The following is a 17,631-nucleotide window of genomic DNA, read 5'->3' as shown; positions in this document are numbered from 1 at the left end:
GGGTCTCAGAGTTCGGACAGCAGGGCTTCGAGGCGCAACATATCAGTGGGGGGCGCGGTTTCGAAGCGCATCTGTTCACCGGTGACGGGATGGACGAAGCCGAGGACGGCGGCGTGGAGGGCTTGGCGCGACAGCTCCGCCTCGGCGATGGCGGCGCGCACGGGGATCGCCGGACTGCCGGAGCCATAGGTCGCGTCGCCTAGAATGGGCGAGCCCTTGGACGACAGGTGGACGCGGATCTGGTGGGTGCGGCCGGTGTGCAGGGTGCAGGCGACTCGGGCGGCCATGGGTGCGCCGCCGGCCTTGGCCGGTTCGCCGAAGGTGGTCTGGACGACATAGTCGGTGATGGCCTCGCGGCCGCCGGCCTTGAGCACCGCCATCTTCTTGCGGTCGCCGGTGGAGCGGCCGATGCGGGTCTCGATCCGGCCCTTGGATGGCGACGGTGCGCCGCGCGTCAGGGCGATGTAGGTGCGCTCGATGTCGTGGGTCGCGAACAGGGCGGACAGGCCCTGGTGGGCGCGGTCGGTCTTGGCGGCGACCATGACGCCGGAGGTGTCCTTGTCCAGCCGGTGGACGATGCCGGGGCGGGCGACGCCGCCGATGCCCGACAGGCTGTCGCCGCAGTGGGCCAGAAGGGCGTTGACCAGGGTGCCGTCGGGCGTGCCGGGCGCCGGATGGGCGGCCATGCCTGCGGGCTTGTCGATGACGATTAGGTCGGCGTCCTCGTAGAGGACGGTCAGGGGGATGGCTTGTGGCTGGGGCGTTGCGGGCGCGACGGGCGGCAGGGCGACGACGTAGAGGCCGGGCTGGGCCTTGGCCGAACCGCCTGTCAGGACCGCGCCGTCGCGGGTGACGGCGCCCTCGGCCAGCAGAGCCTGCAGCCGGGCGCGCGACAGGGTCGGGAAGGCGTCGGCCAGGGCCTTGTCCAGTCGAACCCCGGACGCGTCGATGCGAGCTTCCAGCACTTCGGCGGGGCCGACGGTTGCCGAGTCTTCTTCGTCGTCGATCAGGTCAGGGTCGGACACGGGTCCTCCCTAGCACGACCGGCCGCTTGCGCGAGGGGCGGAGGTGGGGCGATAGTCAAGCTTGGGGGCGTAGAGGACATCCGATGACGCGGTTGATGATCGCCGGGGGCGCGGTCGCCGTGGCGGCGCTGCTGGGCAGTTGCGCGACCATGAGCAAGAACCAGTGCCTGGCCGGGGCCTGGGGCGAGAAGGGCTATGCGGACGGCGCGGCGGGCTATCCGACGACGCGTCTGGACGACCATGCCAAGGCCTGCGCCAAGTTTCAGGTCGCGCCCAATCCAGCGGCCTATGACTCGGCGCGTGAGGATGGGTTGCGGACCTATTGCACCTTCGAGCGCGGGTGGGAGGAAGGTAGAGCGGGCAACACCTATTACGGAGTCTGTCGGCCGGAGGAGGAGCAGGCGTTCCTGCCAGCCTATCGGGACGGGCGGATGCTGCATGAGGTCGAGGATGCGTTCGAAACGGCGGAAAGCACGCTAAACAGCGCCTTGGCCCGGATCGACAATCGTGAAGAGAAGCTGGACGCCAAGCAGCGTGAACTGCGCGGCGAAGGGCTGACGGACGAGGAGCGGCAGCGAGTGCGCGACCGGATCGAGGAAGTCCGGGGTGAAATCCGTCAGGCGCGTCGCAACGCCCGCGAGGCACGCGACGCGCTGGATCGCGCGGAATGGGACGTTCGCCGGGTGCGGCGCGAACTGAGCGGTCGCTACCCGGTCTAGACGTCTCAGCCGGCCTTGACGGATGCGCCGCGGAAGGACGGATCCAGGTCGCCCGAGGCGTAGCGTTTGGCCATCTGGGCGGTGGAGAGCGGACGGATCGTGGAGGCCTGGCCCTCGCAGCCGAACTGGACGTAGCGCTCCATGCAGAGCTTCTTCATCGCCTCCTTGGCGGGTTTCAGATAGAAGCGCGGATCGAACTCGCCCGGCTTTTCCGCCAGCGCCTTACGGATGGCGCCGGTGATGGCCATGCGGTTGTCGGTGTCGATGTTGACCTTGCGCACGCCGTGCTTGATGCCGCGCTGGATCTCCTCGACCGGCACGCCCCAGGTCTGGGGCATTTCGCCGCCGTACTGGTTGATGATGTCCTGCAGGTCCTGCGGCACGGAAGAACTGCCGTGCATCACCAGGTGGGTGTTGGGCAGGCGGCGGTGGATTTCCTCGATCACGTTCATGGCCAGGACTTCGCCGTCCGGCTGGCGCGAGAACTTGTAGGCGCCGTGGCTGGTGCCCATGGCGATGGCGAGGGCGTCGACCTTGGTGGCGGCGACGAAATCGACGGCCTGGTCCGGGTCGGTCAGCAGTTGCGAGTGGTCGAGCACGCCCTCGAAGCCGTGACCGTCTTCGGCCTCGCCCATGCCGGTTTCCAGCGAGCCCAGCACGCCCAGTTCACCCTCGACCGAGACGCCGCAGGCGTGGGCCATTTCGGTGACGCGACGGGTGACATCGACGTTGTAGTCGTAGGAGGCGGGGGTCTTGGCGTCCTCTTCCAGCGAGCCGTCCATCATCACCGAGGTGAAGCCGTACTGGATGGCGGTGGCGCAGGTCGCCGGACCGTTGCCGTGATCCTGGTGCATGCAGACCGGGATGTGCGGATAAAGCTCGGCCAATGCGTCGATCAGCTTGGCCAGGACGATGTCGTTGGCGTAGTTCCGGGCGCCGCGCGAGGCCTGGATGATGACGGGAGCATTGACCTCGTGCGCCGCCTCCATGATCGCCAGACCCTGTTCCATATTGTTGATGTTGTAGGCGGGCAGGCCGTAGTCGTTCTCTGCCGCGTGGTCGAGCAGCTGTCGCAGCGTGATGCGCGCCATTGGGTAGTCTCCTGAGCCGAGTAGTCTTTTTTGATTGGGCGAGAGATTAGACGCGAGCCGTGACGAAGTCACGCCGCGCTACAGCCGCCTTGCATTGAATTTCGACGATAGCGCGCGGGCGTGATCCGCCTGCATCGTGACAAGAGCGAGCATAAATTCACGCAGCGCTTGTATGTGTCGCCTTTGACGTGTGAAGATTTCAACCCTACCAACGGAGGCGTCGTCATGCGTGTCGTTTTGATCTTTGCCCTGGCGCTAGGGACGATGAGCTGCGCTAGCCCTCCGCGGATCGACTGGGCCAAAACCGCACACAGCGTATTGGAAGGCACGTGTCGGCAATCATCGCGTTGCGATGTGTCGGCCTGCCGCGACCCCGAAGCGGGTTCGGGATGCGATAATCCCTATCCCGGTCAGTCCGGCAGAGCGAACGCGCCTTTCGTCACCCCCTAAGCGCCTCGACGCCGGGCAGGGGCTTGCCCTCCATCCATTCCAGGAAGGCGCCGCCGGCGGTGGAGACGAAGGTCATGTCGTCCGACACGCCCGCGTGGTTGAGGGCCGAGACGGTGTCGCCGCCGCCGCCGACGGCGACCAGCATCCCGGCCTTGGCCAGGGCCGCCGTATGACGGGCGACGGTCACGGTGGCGGCGTCGAAGGGTGGCACCTCGAACACGCCGAGAGGGCCGTTCCAGATCAGGGTCTTGGAGGCCGTCAGGGCCTCCAGCAGCCGCGCGACCGTGGCGGGGCCGGCGTCCAGGATCTTGTCGTCGGCCGACAGGGCGGCGCCGGCGACGACGGGGCGGGATGCGGCGCCGGGCTTGACCTCGGTCGCCACCACGAAATCGACGGGCAGCAGCAGTTTGCAGCCCTGCTCCTCGGCCTCGGCCATGATCTCGCGCGCCGTGTCGGCCATGTCGCGTTCGGCCAGTGAGCCGCCGATGTCGATCCCCTGGGCGAACAGGAAGGTGTTGGCCATGCCGCCGCCGATGGCGAGCGTGCCCAGCCTGCCGACCAGATTTTTCAGCAGGTCCAGCTTGGTCGAGACCTTGGAGCCGCCGACGATGCCGATGACCGGCTTCTGCGGATTGCCCAGGGCGGCGTCGAGGGCGTACAGTTCGCGGCGCATGGATTCGCCGGCGTAGGCGGGGATGTGGTGGGCGATCCCTTCAGTCGAGGCATGGGCGCGGTGCGCGGCCGAGAAGGCGTCGTTGACATAGAGGTCGCCCAGGTCGGCCAGTTTCTGGGCGAAGACCGGATCATTGGCCTCTTCCGCCGCGTGGAAGCGCACGTTCTCCAGCAGGACCACGCCGCCGGCGTCCAGGTCGCGGATGGCCTCGACGGCGGGGCCGCCGATGCAGTCGTCGGCGAAGCGGACGGGGGCGCCGAGCAGTTCCTCAAGCGGTTCGACGACCGGCTTCAGGCTCATCGACGGGACGCGCTGGCCCTTGGGACGGTCGAAGTGGGCCAGCAGGGCCACCTTGGCGCCGGCGTCGCGCAGGCGCTGGATCGTTGGCAGGGCGACCCGCAAGCGGGTGTCGTCCGTGACCTTGCCGCCCTCCATCGGGACGTTGAAGTCCACGCGGACCAAGGCCGTCTTGCCGGCGAGGTCGCGAGCGTCGTCGAGAGTGCGGAAGGTCATGATCGTTTCCCTGTCTCCTCCCTGTCGCGAAGCGATGGGGAGGTGGCGCGGCGCGCTTGCGCCGTGACGGAGGGGCTCTGGCCCCGAGTTCGGTGCGGTGGAAAGAGCCCCTCCACCACTTCGTGGTCCCCCTCCCCACGCTGTGGGGAGGAGACGTTTTCGGCTTACAGGAACTTCGCCATCACCAGGGCCGTGTCGGCCATGCGGGTCGCGAAGCCCCATTCGTTGTCGTACCAGCTTAGGACGCGGGCCAGCTTGCCGTCGACGACCTGAGTCTGGGGCAGGGCGGCGGTGGAGGAGGCGGCGATGTGGTTCAGGTCGTGCGAGACCAGCGGGTCGGTCGTCGTGAACAGGACGCCCTTCATCGGACCGTCGGCGGCGGCCTGAAGCGCGGCGTTGATCTCATCGACCGTCACGTCGCGACCGGAGACGACCTTCAGGTCCACGACCGAGACGTTCGGGGTCGGGACGCGGATCGACGAGCCGTCCAGCTTGCCCTTCAGTTCCGGCAGGACCAGGCCCAGGGCCTTGGCGGCGCCGGTCGAGGTCGGGATCATCGACAGGCCAGCGGCGCGGGCGCGGTACAGGTCCTTGTGCATCGTATCCAGCGTCGGCTGGTCGCCGGTGTAGGAGTGGATGGTGGTCATATAGCCGCGCTCGATGCCGAACAGGTCGTTCAGCACCTTGGCCACCGGGGCCAGGGCGTTGGTGGTGCACGAGCCGTTGGACACGATGATGTCGTCGGCGGTCAGGGTCTCGTGGTTGACCTTGTAGACGATGGTCTTGTCGGCGCCGTCGGCGGGGGCCGAGACCAGGACGCGCTTGGCGCCGGCCTTCAGGTGGGCGCTGGCCTTGTCCTTGGAGGTGAAGATGCCGGTGCATTCGAAGGCGATGTCCACCTTCAGTTCGGCGTGCGGCAGGTTGGCCGGGTCGCGTTCGGCCGTGACCTTGATCTTGCCCGTGCCGACGTCGATCCAGTCTTCGCCCGAGGTCACCGTGCCGGGGAAGCGGCCGTGAACCGAATCGTAGCGGAACAGGTGGGCGTTGGTCTCGACGGGGCCCAGATCGTTGATCGCCACGACTTCGATGTCCGTGCGGCCGTGCTCGACGATGGAACGCAGGACAAGGCGGCCAATGCGGCCGAAACCATTGATGGCGACGCGAACGGTCATGGGAGGCTCCTCTGAACGGTAGGTGTTGAGCGGTGTATATAGGTTGGCGTCTCAATGGAGCGGTCGCGGATGGGTTTCAACCCCGCGCGCGTAACATGATGTGATGGACGTTTACGCTTCCAGAGGCGGCGTTGTCAGCTTCGGGCAAGAAACACCCTTGAGGCGGTTCTTTTCGAGATAATGCGCAAAATCTTTGCGACAGGGGTTGTGCCTGTCCAGCGCCTATGGTTTCTTGGCGTCAGAACAGGGAGCCACCCGTGGCCACGATGACGCGCGACATGATGAAGGGACGAACCGCGAAGGCGGTGGCGGCCGTTCGCGCGCCGGCCGGCCTGGAAAGCCCTGTATTCCTCATTACCCTCGTACTTCTCGGCCTGCTTACGCAAGCGGCGTGGATGCACGCGACCTGACCTAAACGTACTCAGGATCGCCTCGCACCACCCCGCTCCCGAAAGGAAGCGGGGTTTTTCGTGCTTGGCGGTTCCAAAAGAACCGGACCGATGACGCAAGATTCTACCTCAGAACCCCGAAAGCCCAACGCGCGTAGCGCGGCGGTGACGGCTGGCCCGAACCGGGCCGCGGCCCGCTCGTATCTGCGCGCAGCCGGCATGCAGGACGCCGACTTCGACAAGCCGATGATCGGCATCGTTAACACCTGGTCGACGGTCACGCCGTGCAACATGCACCTGGACCGCCTGGCCAAGGACGTGCGCGCCGGCATCGTCGCGGCGGGCGGCTACCCCGTTGATTTCAACACCATCGTCGTCACCGACGGCATCTCGATGGGCACGGCGGGCATGAAGGCCTCGCTGATCAGCCGCGAGGTCGTCGCCGACAGCATCGAACTGGCCATCGAAGGCCACCAGTTGGACGGCGTGGTCTGCATCGTCGGCTGCGACAAGACCATCCCGGCGGCGGCCATGGCCCTGGCGCGGATGGATATCCCCGGCCTGGTCTATTACGGCGGCACCATCATGCCCGGCGTGATCGGGACCAAGGAGGTCTCGGTCCAGGAAGTGTTCGAGGCCATCGGCGCCCATTCGGCCGGCGCCCTGGACGACGCGGGTCTGAAGGCGGTCGAGACCGCTGTCTGCCCCGGCGCCGGCGCCTGCGGCGGTCAGTTCACGGCCAACACCATGGCCATGGCCCTGTCGGTCATGGGCATCTCGCCCATGGGCGCCAATGATGTGCCGGCCGTCGATCCGAACAAGGCGGCCGAGGGCGAGCGCTGCGGCCGCATCATCGTCGAGCGCGTCTTCTCCGGCGACACGGCCCGCAAATACATCACCCGCGCCAGCCTGAAGAACGCCGCCGTCGCGGTCTCGGCCTCGGGCGGATCGACCAATGCGGTCATGCACCTGACGGCCATCGCGGCGGAAGCCGGCGTCGATTTCGGCGTCGAGGATTGCCACCAGGCCTGCGTCGAGGCGCCGGTCATCTGCGACCTGAAGCCGGGCGGCCGTTTCCTGGCCTCGCACCTGTTCGCGGCCGGCGGCACCCGTCTGGTCACCCAGCGAATGGCCGAGGCCGGCAAGATCGTGAACACCCCGACCGTCACCGGCCGCAGCCTGTTCGCCGAGGCGGCCGAAGCCGAAGAGACGCCGGGCCAGGTGGTCGTGACCAGCTTCGACGCCCCCGTCATGGCGCGCGGCAGCTACGCTGTCATCTATGGCGATGTCGCCCCGGAAGGCGCGGTCATCAAGCTGACGGGTCACAAGGTCGATAAGTTCGAAGGTCCGGCCTGCGTCTTCGACAGCGAGGAAGACGCTTTCCACGCCGTTCAGGACAGTTCGGTCGGCGAGGGCGACGTCATCATCATCCGCTACGAAGGACCCAAGGGCGGTCCGGGCATGCGCGAGATGCTGCAGGTCACCGCCGCCCTGAAAGGGCGCAAGATCGACAATGTCGCCCTGCTGACCGACGGCCGTTTCTCGGGCGCCAGCTACGGCTTCGTCGCCGGCCACGTCTCGCCGGAAGCCGCCGTCGGCGGCCCGATCGCTCTCATTCGCGATGGTGACCGCATCACCATCGACGTCACCAACCGCCGCATCGACGTCAATGTCGATCTGGCGACGCGCCGGGCGGGCTTTACGCCCCACGTAGTCCGCCCGGCGCGAGGTGTCTTCGCCAAATACCGCGCCTCGGTCTCCTCTGCGGCCCAGGGCGCCGTCACCATCCCCAACCCGCCGCCGGCCCAAATCCCGGCGTCTCACAAGACAACTGCTGCTCAGGACGCCTGACCCATGGCCATCACCATCTACACCAACGACGACATCCGCCCCGGCGCCATCGCCGGCCAACGCATCGCCATCATCGGCTATGGCTCGCAAGGCCGCGCCCACGCCCAGAACCTGAAGGACAGCGGCCATGACGTGGTCGCCGGCGTGCGTCACGGCGGCACGGGCTGGAAACACGCCACCGAAGACGGGGTCGCGACCGCCGAGCCGGCCGAGGCCGTCAAGGGCGCCGACATCATCGCCATCCTGACGCCGGACATGGTCCAGGGCGAGGTCTATCGCGACATCATCGAGCCAAACGCCAAGGAAGGCTCGGCCCTGCTGTTCGCGCACGGCTTCTCGATCATCTACGAGCGCATCACGCCGCGCGCCGACATGGACGTGATCCTGGTCGCGCCGAAGGGACCGGGCGATCTGGTCCGTCGCGAGTTCCAGCGCGGTCGCGGCGTGCCCAGCCTGTTCGCCATCGAGAAGGACGTCACCGGCAAGGCCCGCGACCGGGCCATGGGCTACGCCAAGGGCAATGGCGGCGCGACCGGCGGCCTGCTGGAAACCACCTTCCGCGAAGAGACCGAGACCGATCTGTTCGGCGAACAGGCCGTCCTGTGCGGCGGCGCCAAGGAGCTGGTCATCCAGGGCTTCAACACCCTGGTCGAGGCCGGTTACCAGCCCGAGATCGCCTATTTCGAATGCCTGCACGAGCTGAAGCTGATCGTGGACCTGTTCTACGAAGGCGGCATCTCGAAGATGCACCACTTCATCTCGGAAACGGCCAAATACGGCGCCGTCGCCAGCGGCCCGCGCGTGGTCAACGAAGAGACCAAGGCCCGCATGAAGACCATCCTGGACGAGATCCAGGACGGCACCTTCGCCCGCAACTGGATCGCCGAGAACGAGGCCGGCAAGCCGCAGTACGAAGCCTGGCTGAAGGCGGACCGCGAAAGCCAGATCGAACAGGTCGGCGCCCGCCTGCGTGAACGCATGGCCTGGCTGAACACGCCCAAGTCCGAAGCGGCCTGAGCCCAGCATTAAACACCGGATGACCCTGATGACCGCCGCCGCCTTCAAAACCTCAGCCGAGGCCGCTCCCCAGTCGGGGGCGCGCCTGCTGGTCTCCACCCTGGAGCGGCTGGGCGTGGAGGTGGTGTTCGGTTATCCGGGCGGCGCCATCATGCCTGTCTATGACGCCTTGGCCGGGTCGAAGCTGAAGCACATCCTGGTCCGCCACGAGCAGGGCGCGGCCTTCTCCGCCGACGCCTATGCGCGCAAGAGTGGTCGGGTCGGCGTGTGCATCGCCACCTCGGGTCCGGGCGCCACCAATCTGGTCACGGGCATCGCCAATGCGATGATGGACTCGGTGCCGATCGTCTGCATCACCGGCAATGTCGCGCAAGGTCTGATGGGCACCGACGCGTTTCAGGAGATCGACATCCTGGGCGTCACCCTGCCGATCGTGAAACACTCGATCCTGGTCCGTTCGGCCGCCGAGGTTCCGGCCGCGATCGAGGAAGCCTTTTATATCGCCCGGTCGGGTCGCCCTGGCCCGGTCCTGGTCGATCTGCCCAAGGACGTGCAGTTCGCCACGACCAGCGACGACTACGGCTTTCACATCCCCAACGAGACGCCGCGCGTCGATCACGACGCCATCGCCGCCGCCGAGGCCGCGATCCGCGCCTCGAAGAAGCCGCTGGTCTATATCGGCGGGGGCGTGAAGATCGGCGGCGCGACAGAGGCCCTGCGCGCCTTCGTCGCCGCGACCGGCATCCCCCAGGTCTCGACCCTGAACGCCCTGGGCACCATCCCGACCGACGCGCCGGGCATGCTGGGCATGCTGGGCATGCACGGTACGCGCGCCGCCAACCATGCGGTGCAGGACAGCGATCTGCTGATCGTCGTCGGGGCCCGGTTCGACGACCGCGCGACAGGCAAGCTGGCCGAGTTCGCGCCGAACGCCCGCATCGTCCATTTCGACATCGACGCCTCGGAAGTCGGCAAGCTGCGGGCGGCCAATGTCGCTGTCGTCGGTGAACTGCCTGAAGGGGTCGAGGCCCTGACACAGCGGATGCGCGCGGGCGCGGCGCTGGACATCCAGACCTGGGCCGACGACTGCGCTCGGGCGACCGAGGCCGGCGCGCACCGCTATGACGCGCCGGGCGAGGGGGTCTATGCCCCGGCCCTGTTGAAGGAAATCTCGGAAGCGGCCGGCGATGATTTCGTCGCCGCCTGCGACGTGGGCCAGCATCAGATGTGGGCGGCCATGCACTGCCGCTTCGCCCGTCCGGAATCGCACATCACCTCGGGCGGTCTGGGCGCGATGGGTTTTGGCCTGCCCGCTGGCATCGGCGCCAAGCTGGCCGATCCGTCGGCTACGGTCGTGACTATCGCCGGCGACGGCGGCTTCATGATGAACATCCAGGAGCTGGCGACGCTGAAGCGTTACGGCATCCCGCTGAAGATCGTGCTGATCGACAACTCCTCGCTGGGCCTGGTGCGCCAGTGGCAGGAGCTGTTCTTCGCCGAGAACTATTCCGAGATCGATCTGTCCGACAACCCGGACTTCGTGAAGGTGGCCGAGGCCTTCGGCATTGAGGCCTTCCGTATCGATCGTCGCGATCAGGTGTCCGACGGCATCCAGCGCCTGCTGGCCGCCGACGGCCCCTGCCTGGCCCACGTGGTCATCGATCCCCGAGACAATGTCTGGCCGCTGGTTCCGCCGGGCAAGAGCAATGCTGAAATGATGGAGGGCTCCTGAGATGAGCGACACGATCCACATCCAGATCGACCGTGCGGACGGTTCGCTTCAGCGTCTCATCGGCCTGGTGGAGCGCCGCGGCTTCCACATCGACGGCATGGCGATGGCCGACGAAGGCGGATTCCGTAAAATTGCTCTGACCGTGCGCGGCCGCGACGCCGGCCGCTGCAAGGACAATCTGGGTCGCCAGATCGACCGGCTGTTCGGCGTGCGCCGCATCAGCAACGACATTATTCAATCCGAGGCCGCGTAATGATTACCCCCGAAGAGGTACGAGTATCGGGCGTATCGCGCACCGAACAGATCGTCGCCAAAGACCCGAACCGCGTCATAATCTTCGACACGACGATGCGGGACGGGGAACAGGCTCCGGGCTTCTCGATGAGCGCCCAGGCCAAGGTGAAGATGGCCCAGGTCCTGAAGGACCTGGGCGTCGATGTTATCGAAGCCGGCTTCGCCGCCGCCTCGCCCGGTGACGAGGACTGCATCCGCCGCGTGGCGGGCGAGATCGAGGGGCCGGTCTTCTGCTCCCTGTCGCGCTCGAACGAGAAAGACATCGACGCCAGCTTCCGCGCCCTGGCTCCGGCGCCCAAGTCGCATCGCCGCTGCCATGTCTTCATCGGCACCAGCCCGATCCACCGCAGCGCCAAGCTGAAGATGTCCACCAACGAGGTGCTGTCGACGGCGGTGCGGTCGGTGGAATACGCCCGCAGCCTGTTCGACGACGTCGAGTTTTCGGCTGAAGACGCCTTCCGCACCGAGCCGGAGTTCCTGGCCGACGTGATGGAGGCCGCCGCAGACGCCGGCGCCCGAACCCTGAACGTGCCCGACACCGTCGGCTATGCGACGCCGCAAGAGGTGCGCGAGCGTTTCGCCGCCCTGGCCGCGCGTATCCACAAGCGCCATCCGCACGTGATCTTCTCGGCTCATTGCCACGACGACCTGGGCATGGCGGTCGCCAACTCCCTGGCCGCCATCGAGGGCGGCGCGCGTCAGGTTGAGGGCGCGATCAACGGCATCGGCGAACGCGCCGGCAACGCCTCCATCGAAGAAGTCATCATGGCCCTGAAGGTCCGCGAGGACCGTTACGGCGTCACGACCGGCGCCGACAGCCGCCACCTGGTGCGCGCCTCCAAGATTCTGTGCGAGATCACCGAGACGGTCATCGCCCGTAACAAGTCGGTGGTCGGCATCAACGCCTTCGCCCACGAGGCGGGCATCCATCAGCACGGCATGCTGGCCGACAGTCGCACCTATGAGATCATGCGGCCCCAGGATGTGGGCTTCGAAGGCAGCTGGTTCGTGCTGGGCAAACACTCGGGCCGCCACGCCATCGCCAAGCGCGCAGAGACCATCGGTCGTCCCATCGAGGGCGAGCGTCTGGTCGCCGTGGTCGCCGGCTTCAAGTCGCGCGCCGACCAGATCGGCGAGATCAACGACGAAGAACTGATCGCCATCATCGACCGTGTCGATGGCGTGTCCGAGGTCGTGGCCCAGTATGCCTGATCCCAAAACCCTGTTCGACAAGGTCTGGGACGCCCATGTCGTGCGGCCGGAAACGGCCGATACGCCGGGGGTGCTGTATATCGACCTGCACCTGGTCCACGAGGTCACCAGCCCCCAGGCCTTCAGCGAGATCGAGGCGCGAGGCCTGAAGGTGCGTCGCCCCGACCGGACCTATGCGACCCTGGACCATTCGACCCCGACCCTGCCTGCGGGGCTGAACGGGCTGAAACCCTATGTCACCGCCCAGGCCGAGGCTCAGGTGCATCGGCTGGAGAAGAACTGCGCAGCCCACAGCGTGCCGCTGGCGGGCTGGGACTCCGACGACCGCGGCGTGGTCCATGTCATGGGGCCGGAGCTGGGCTTGACCCAGCCGGGCATGACCGTGGTCTGCGGCGACAGCCATACGGCGACCCACGGCGCCTTCGGGGCCCTGGCCTTCGGCATTGGCACGTCCGAGGTCGGCCATGTGCTGGCGACCCAATGCCTGTTGCAGCGCAAGGCCAAGGCCATGCGGGTGACGGTGACGGGCGAGCTGCAGCCTGGCGTGTCGGGCAAGGATGTCGCCCTGGCCGTGATCGCCGCCATCGGCTTCGGCGGCGGCACCGGCTATGTCATCGAATACGCCGGCGAGGCGGTGCGCGCGCTGGACATGGAAGGGCGGATGACCCTGTGCAACATGTCCATCGAAGCCGGCGCGCGGGCCGGTATGATCGCGCCGGACCAGACGACCATCGATTGGCTGCGCGGTCGCAAGCACGTCCCCGCCAACTATGAGGCGGCGACGGCCGAGTGGCTGAAACTGTCCAGCGATCCGGGCGCGGTCTTCGACAAGGAAGTGACCATCGATGGCGCCGCCATACGTCCGATGGCGACTTGGGGCACGACGCCGGATGCGGGCGCCCCCATCGGGTCGCCGGTGCCCCAGCCGCAGTCGGACTCAGACCGCAAGGCCATCGCCTATATGGGCTTCACCGCCGGGGAGGCGACGACCAGCCAGCCGGTCGATGTGGTCTTCATCGGTTCCTGCACCAACGGCCGCCTGCCCGATCTGCGCGCCGCCGCCGACGTGCTGCGCGGCCGCAAGGTGAAGCCGGGTCTGCGGATGCTAGTGGTGCCGGGGTCCGAGGCCGTGCGTCGCGACGCCGAGGCGGAAGGCCTGGATCAGGTCTTCATCGCCGCCGGGGCGGAATGGCGCATTCCGGGCTGTTCGATGTGCATCGCCATGAACGGCGATTTCGTCGCGCCGGGGCAGCTTGCCGTATCCACGTCGAACCGCAATTTCGAAGGTCGCCAGGGCAAGGACGCCCGCACCATCCTGGCCAGTCCTGCGACGGCGGCGGCGACGGCGGTGGCCGGCGTGCTGACCGACCCGCGCGTGTATCTGATTGAGGTCGAGCATGTCTGAGCCCTTCCAGGTTTTGACCTCCAAGACTGTGACGTTGAGCCAGGCCAATATCGACACCGACCAGATCATTCCCGCACGTTTCCTGACCACGACGACGCGCGAGGGGCTGGGCAAGGCCGCCTTCCATGACTGGCGCTATGAGGAAGATGGTTCGGAAAAGCCCGAGGCCATTCTGAACCGGATCGACCCGGCTGAGCATCGCATCTTGCTGGCGGGCAAGAACTTCGCCTGCGGTTCGTCGCGCGAACACGCGCCCTGGGCCTTGCTGGACTATGGGTTCAAGGCCGTGATCTCGACCGAGATCGCTGACATTTTTACATCGAACGCATTGAAAAACGGCCTGCTGCCCATCGTCGTCAGCCAGGCCGTCTGGGACGATCTGGCGTCGCAGCCGGACCAGCCGGTCACGATCGACCTCCAGGCCAATCAGATTCAGCGCGGCAATGCCGAACCCGTGCCGTTCGGGGTCGAATCCTTCGCCCGCCAATGCCTGCTGGACGGGGTGGACACCCTGGGCTGGCTGCAAGCAAACATGCCCGAGATCGAAGCGTTCGAGCGATCGAGAGAGACTGTCTGATGACCAACGCCGCCCCCAAGACCTACAACATCGTCCTGCTGCCCGGCGACGGTGTCGGACCCGAGGTGACGCGCGCCGCGCGCGACGTTCTGCGGGTCATCGGCGACTTCTACAGCCATGATTTCCAGTTCTCCGAACACCTGATCGGCGGCGCCGCCATCGACGAGACCGGCGAGCCTCTGCCTGAGGCCACGCGTGCGGCCTGCGTCGCCTCCGACGCCGTGCTGCTGGGCGCCGTCGGCGGTCCGAAATGGGACGGCGGCAAGCGTCGGCCCGAGGAAGGCCTGCTGGCGATCCGCAAGGCCATGGGCCTGTTCGCCAACCTGCGCCCGCTGCAAGTCTCGCCTGTGCTGGCGCATCGCTCGCCGCTGAAGAAGGAGATCGTCGAGGGTGTCGATCTGATCGTCTTCCGCGAACTGACCGGCGGCGTCTATTTCGGCGAGAAGACCCGCACCGCCGACCGCGCCACCGACTTGTGCGAATACACCGTGCCCGAGATCGAGCGCGTGACCCGCGCCGCCTTCCAGACCGCCCAACAGCGTCGCGGCAAGGTGACCTCGGTCGACAAGGCCAACGTCATGGAGACCAGCCGCCTGTGGCGCGAGGTGGTGACCCGCATCCATGCCGAGGAATTCCCCGAGATCGAGCTGGAACACGCGCTGGTCGATTCCATGGCCATGCACCTGATCAGGAAGCCGCGCGAATACGACGTCATCCTGACCGAGAACATGTTCGGCGACATCCTGTCGGACGAGATCTCGGTGCTGGGCGGCTCCATCGGCCTGCTGCCGTCCGCCTCGCTGGGCGCGGGCGGGCCGGGGCTGTTCGAGCCGATCCACGGTTCGGCGCCGGACATCGCGGGTCAGGATCTGGCCAACCCGGTCGGGACCATCCTGTCGGCGGCCCTGCTGCTGCGCCACAGCCTGAAGCTGGAAGACGAGGCCGATTCGATCGAGGCCGCCGTCGCCGCCGTGCTGGCGGCCGGCGCGGTGACGGCCGACCTGGGCGGCGCACTGGGCACGCGCGCGGCGACCGAAGCCGTCATCGACGCCATTCGCGCCATCCACTGGGCGGCGGCGCATCGGGTGCAGATGCATTGGGCGTGATGGTCGAAAGGTTAAAGTCGGCCTGAGCGCGGGGTGAAAATCCTGCCTTGAAACCTTGGCTGTGAAGACATGATTTATTCGTATGGGCGCATGAACCGCATGGTTCGTGCGCCTTGTTCTTTTTTTATCATGACCGTTGCAAGAAAGTTGCACCGACTGCGGTGAATCTCCTTGCGTGTTTCGCGATTGCAGTAAAACCTTCGCAACTGCGAGATTGCATAGGGGGTACTAGCTCATGTCGCGGACAACGAACCGACTTATGGGGGCCGCAGGGCTCCTTCTTCCAACACTCTGTCTGATGGCCGCAGGCGCGGCCAACGCACAGGACGCCGCGCCGGCCTTGCTGGGCCACCAGGCCGCACTTGAGCTGGACAGCGCCGGGGCCTCATGGCTCGGCACCTCGACCGCCCTGGTTCTGCTGATGACCCTCCCCGGTCTGGCGCTGTTCTACGGCGGCATGGTTCGCAAGAAGAACGTGATCGCCACCATCACCCAGTCCGTCGGCGTCTTCGCCGTGGTGTCTCTGGTGTGGTTCATCGCCGGTTACAGCCTGGCCTTCGGCGCCAACGGCAATGCGGCGCTGCAACCCTATATCGGCAGCCTGGACATGCTGTTCCTGAACGGCGTGTCGCTGAAGACCGCCAACGCCCTGCTGCCGGGCATTCCCGAATTCCTGTTCATCTCCTTCCAGATGACCTTCGCCATCATCACGCCAGCGCTGGTGACGGGCGCCTTCGCCGAGCGGATGAAATATTCGGCGTTGCTGCTGTTCACCGCCCTGTGGTCGCTGCTGGTCTATGCACCGATCTGTCACTGGGTCTGGGGCGGCGGATTCCTGGGTTCGGCCGGCGTGCTGGACTTCGCGGGCGGCGCGGTCGTTCACGTCAACTCGGGCGTCGCGGGTCTGGTCTGCGCCATCTTCCTGGGCCGTCGCAAGGGTTACGGCGTCGAGCCGATACTGGCGCACAACCCTGTCCTGACCATGATCGGCGCCTCTTTGCTGCTGGTCGGCTGGATCGGCTTCAACGCCGGCTCGGCGGGCGCGGCCAACGACCTGATGGGCGTGGCCCTGCTGAACACCGTCCTGGCCGCCGCTGCGGGCGCCCTGACCTGGAAGCTGGTCGAGTTCATCGAGAAGAAGAAGGTCTCGCTGGTCGGCATGCTGTCGGGTGTCGTCGCGGGTTTGGTCGCCATCACACCGGCGGCCGGCTTCGTCGATCCCAAGGGCGCGGTCATCATCGGTCTGATCGCCGGTCCGGTCTGCTACGCCTCGTCGGTGTGGATCAAGAAGCTGCTGCGCTACGACGACAGTCTGGACGCCTTCGGCATCCACGGCGCCGGCGGCCTGATCGGCGCCCTGCTGACCGGCGTGTTCGCCACGACCGCGATCAACAGCCTGTCGGAAGGCGCCAATGTCGGCGCCCAGGCGCTGGGGCTTCTGTGGACCATCGTCTACAGCGCCGTCGGCACCCTGATCATCCTGTTCATCTGCAAGTTCACGACGGGCCTGCGCGTGAGCGAGGCGGAAGAAGCCGCCGGTCTGGACACTTCGCTACACGGCGAAGCGCTGGAACACTGATTAGGATCGGGCGCGGCTTTCAATCCGCGCCCGATTTCGACCTGAATAAATCAAGTACAACAAGGGGATAAATTATGAGAAACACCATGCTTCGCGCGGCGGCCGCCGCCGCTCTCGCCACCGGCCTGATCGGTCTCGCCGCTCCGGCGTCCGCTCAAAGCGACGTGAAGGTCGCCTGGAATGTCGGCGTCGTCAGCGACTACATCTTCCGCGGCTTCAGCCAGACGGGCGAAGATCCGGCCATCCAGGGCGGCGTCGACGTCACCTCGGGCAGCTTCTATGGCGGCGCCTGGGCCTCCAACGTCGATTTCGGCGACGACACCGACGCGGAAGTCGATCTGTATGGCGGCTATCGCACCGAGGCGGGCGGCTTCGCGCTCGACTTCGGCATGATCGGCTACCTCTACGTCGGAGAGCCGGACGCCGCGGACTATAGCTACGCCGAGTTCAAGGCTGCGGCCTCGCGCGCCGTCGGGCCCGCCACCTTCGGCGCCGCCGTCTATTACTCGCCCGACTTCTTCGGTATCGACGACGAAGCGACCTATGCCGAGGTCAACGCCGCCTTCAGCCCGGCCGACAAGTGGACGGTCTCGGGCGCCGTCGGCAAGCAGTGGCTGAACGTCACCGACGACTACACCACCTGGAACGCCGGCGTGGGCTATGCTCTGTCCGACAAGGTGGGCATTGACGTCCGTTACTACGACACCGACGTCGACGGCGTGCCGGGCGCCGCAGACCGGATTGTAGGCGCCGTCAAGCTCGCCTTCTGATCCAGCGGTCGACCTGAAAGAGAGGCCCCGGAGAGCGATCTCCGGGGCCTTTTTCG

16 protein-coding genes are annotated in these 17,631 nt (G+C 66.7%); 12 read left to right on the top strand and 4 right to left on the bottom strand.

Annotated features, from left to right (window positions below; genetic code table 11):
* Positions 1–5: 5 nt before the first annotated feature.
* On the bottom strand, positions 6–1,025 hold the full coding sequence (locus AC3ISA_RS02250; protein ID WP_489179157.1) for an RluA family pseudouridine synthase: 1,020 nt from the start codon (positions 1,023–1,025) through the stop codon (positions 6–8).
* Between the two features lie 83 nt (positions 1,026–1,108).
* On the opposite strand from AC3ISA_RS02250, the gene AC3ISA_RS02245 reads away from it, so the two are divergent.
* Positions 1,109–1,744 carry a DUF2799 domain-containing protein gene (locus tag AC3ISA_RS02245; RefSeq protein WP_489179156.1) on the top strand — a complete coding sequence of 212 codons (636 nt, stop codon included), beginning with the start codon at positions 1,109–1,111 and terminating at the stop codon, positions 1,742–1,744.
* A gap of 5 nt (positions 1,745–1,749) precedes the next feature.
* On the opposite strand, the gene fba is transcribed toward AC3ISA_RS02245, so the two are convergent.
* From fba to gap, 3 genes are all read right to left on the bottom strand, one after another.
* Positions 1,750–2,835, bottom strand: a complete 1,086-nt coding sequence (fba, locus tag AC3ISA_RS02240; RefSeq protein WP_489179155.1) for a class II fructose-bisphosphate aldolase — start codon at positions 2,833–2,835, stop codon at positions 1,750–1,752.
* 439 nt (positions 2,836–3,274) lie between these two features.
* Positions 3,275–4,471 carry a phosphoglycerate kinase gene (locus AC3ISA_RS02235; protein WP_489179154.1) on the bottom strand — a complete coding sequence of 399 codons (1,197 nt, stop codon included), beginning with the start codon at positions 4,469–4,471 and terminating at the stop codon, positions 3,275–3,277.
* A gap of 164 nt (positions 4,472–4,635) precedes the next feature.
* On the bottom strand, positions 4,636–5,643 hold the full coding sequence (gene gap / locus AC3ISA_RS02230; RefSeq protein ID WP_489179153.1) for a type I glyceraldehyde-3-phosphate dehydrogenase: 1,008 nt from the start codon (positions 5,641–5,643) through the stop codon (positions 4,636–4,638).
* Positions 5,644–5,900: 257 nt separating this feature from the next.
* On the opposite strand from gap, the gene AC3ISA_RS02225 reads away from it, so the two are divergent.
* From AC3ISA_RS02225 to AC3ISA_RS02175, 11 genes are all read left to right on the top strand, one after another.
* On the top strand, positions 5,901–6,053 hold the full coding sequence (locus AC3ISA_RS02225) for a hypothetical protein (protein ID WP_372692975.1): 153 nt from the start codon (positions 5,901–5,903) through the stop codon (positions 6,051–6,053).
* A gap of 90 nt (positions 6,054–6,143) precedes the next feature.
* On the top strand, positions 6,144–7,883 hold the full coding sequence (ilvD, locus tag AC3ISA_RS02220; protein ID WP_489179152.1) for a dihydroxy-acid dehydratase: 1,740 nt from the start codon (positions 6,144–6,146) through the stop codon (positions 7,881–7,883).
* A gap of 3 nt (positions 7,884–7,886) precedes the next feature.
* Positions 7,887–8,900 carry a ketol-acid reductoisomerase gene (gene ilvC / locus AC3ISA_RS02215; RefSeq protein ID WP_159849721.1) on the top strand — a complete coding sequence of 338 codons (1,014 nt, stop codon included), beginning with the start codon at positions 7,887–7,889 and terminating at the stop codon, positions 8,898–8,900.
* Positions 8,901–8,919: 19 nt separating this feature from the next.
* A complete protein-coding gene (gene ilvG / locus AC3ISA_RS02210; protein ID WP_489179151.1) occupies positions 8,920–10,632 on the top strand; it encodes an acetolactate synthase 2 catalytic subunit in 1,713 nt (570 codons plus the stop codon).
* A 1-nt stretch (position 10,633) separates the two neighbouring features.
* Complete coding sequence (locus AC3ISA_RS02205) at positions 10,634–10,885, top strand: ACT domain-containing protein (protein WP_489179150.1); 252 nt, start codon at positions 10,634–10,636, stop codon at positions 10,883–10,885.
* Positions 10,885–12,138, top strand: a complete 1,254-nt coding sequence (locus AC3ISA_RS02200) for a 2-isopropylmalate synthase (protein ID WP_489179149.1) — start codon at positions 10,885–10,887, stop codon at positions 12,136–12,138. The genes AC3ISA_RS02205 and AC3ISA_RS02200 overlap by 1 nt, the downstream gene beginning before the upstream one ends.
* Positions 12,131–13,543, top strand: a complete 1,413-nt coding sequence (leuC, locus tag AC3ISA_RS02195; protein WP_489179148.1) for a 3-isopropylmalate dehydratase large subunit — start codon at positions 12,131–12,133, stop codon at positions 13,541–13,543. Before AC3ISA_RS02200 ends, leuC begins: the two co-directional genes overlap by 8 nt.
* Positions 13,536–14,120 carry a 3-isopropylmalate dehydratase small subunit gene (gene leuD, locus AC3ISA_RS02190; RefSeq protein ID WP_489179147.1) on the top strand — a complete coding sequence of 195 codons (585 nt, stop codon included), beginning with the start codon at positions 13,536–13,538 and terminating at the stop codon, positions 14,118–14,120. The genes leuC and leuD overlap by 8 nt, the downstream gene beginning before the upstream one ends.
* Positions 14,120–15,226, top strand: a complete 1,107-nt coding sequence (gene leuB, locus AC3ISA_RS02185; protein WP_489179146.1) for a 3-isopropylmalate dehydrogenase — start codon at positions 14,120–14,122, stop codon at positions 15,224–15,226. Before leuD ends, leuB begins: the two co-directional genes overlap by 1 nt.
* Positions 15,227–15,461: 235 nt before the next feature.
* Entirely contained in the window at positions 15,462–16,805 is a 1,344-nt protein-coding gene (locus AC3ISA_RS02180; RefSeq protein ID WP_489179145.1) for an ammonium transporter, read from the top strand.
* 74 nt (positions 16,806–16,879) lie between these two features.
* Complete coding sequence (locus tag AC3ISA_RS02175) at positions 16,880–17,575, top strand: TorF family putative porin (protein ID WP_489179144.1); 696 nt, start codon at positions 16,880–16,882, stop codon at positions 17,573–17,575.
* Positions 17,576–17,631 lie beyond the last annotated feature (56 nt).

The sequence above is a fragment of the Brevundimonas sp. KH_058 genome, assembly GCF_057838505.1.
The sequence above is the reverse complement of the archived record's forward strand: the minus strand, read 5'-3'. Positions and strand labels throughout refer to the sequence as shown.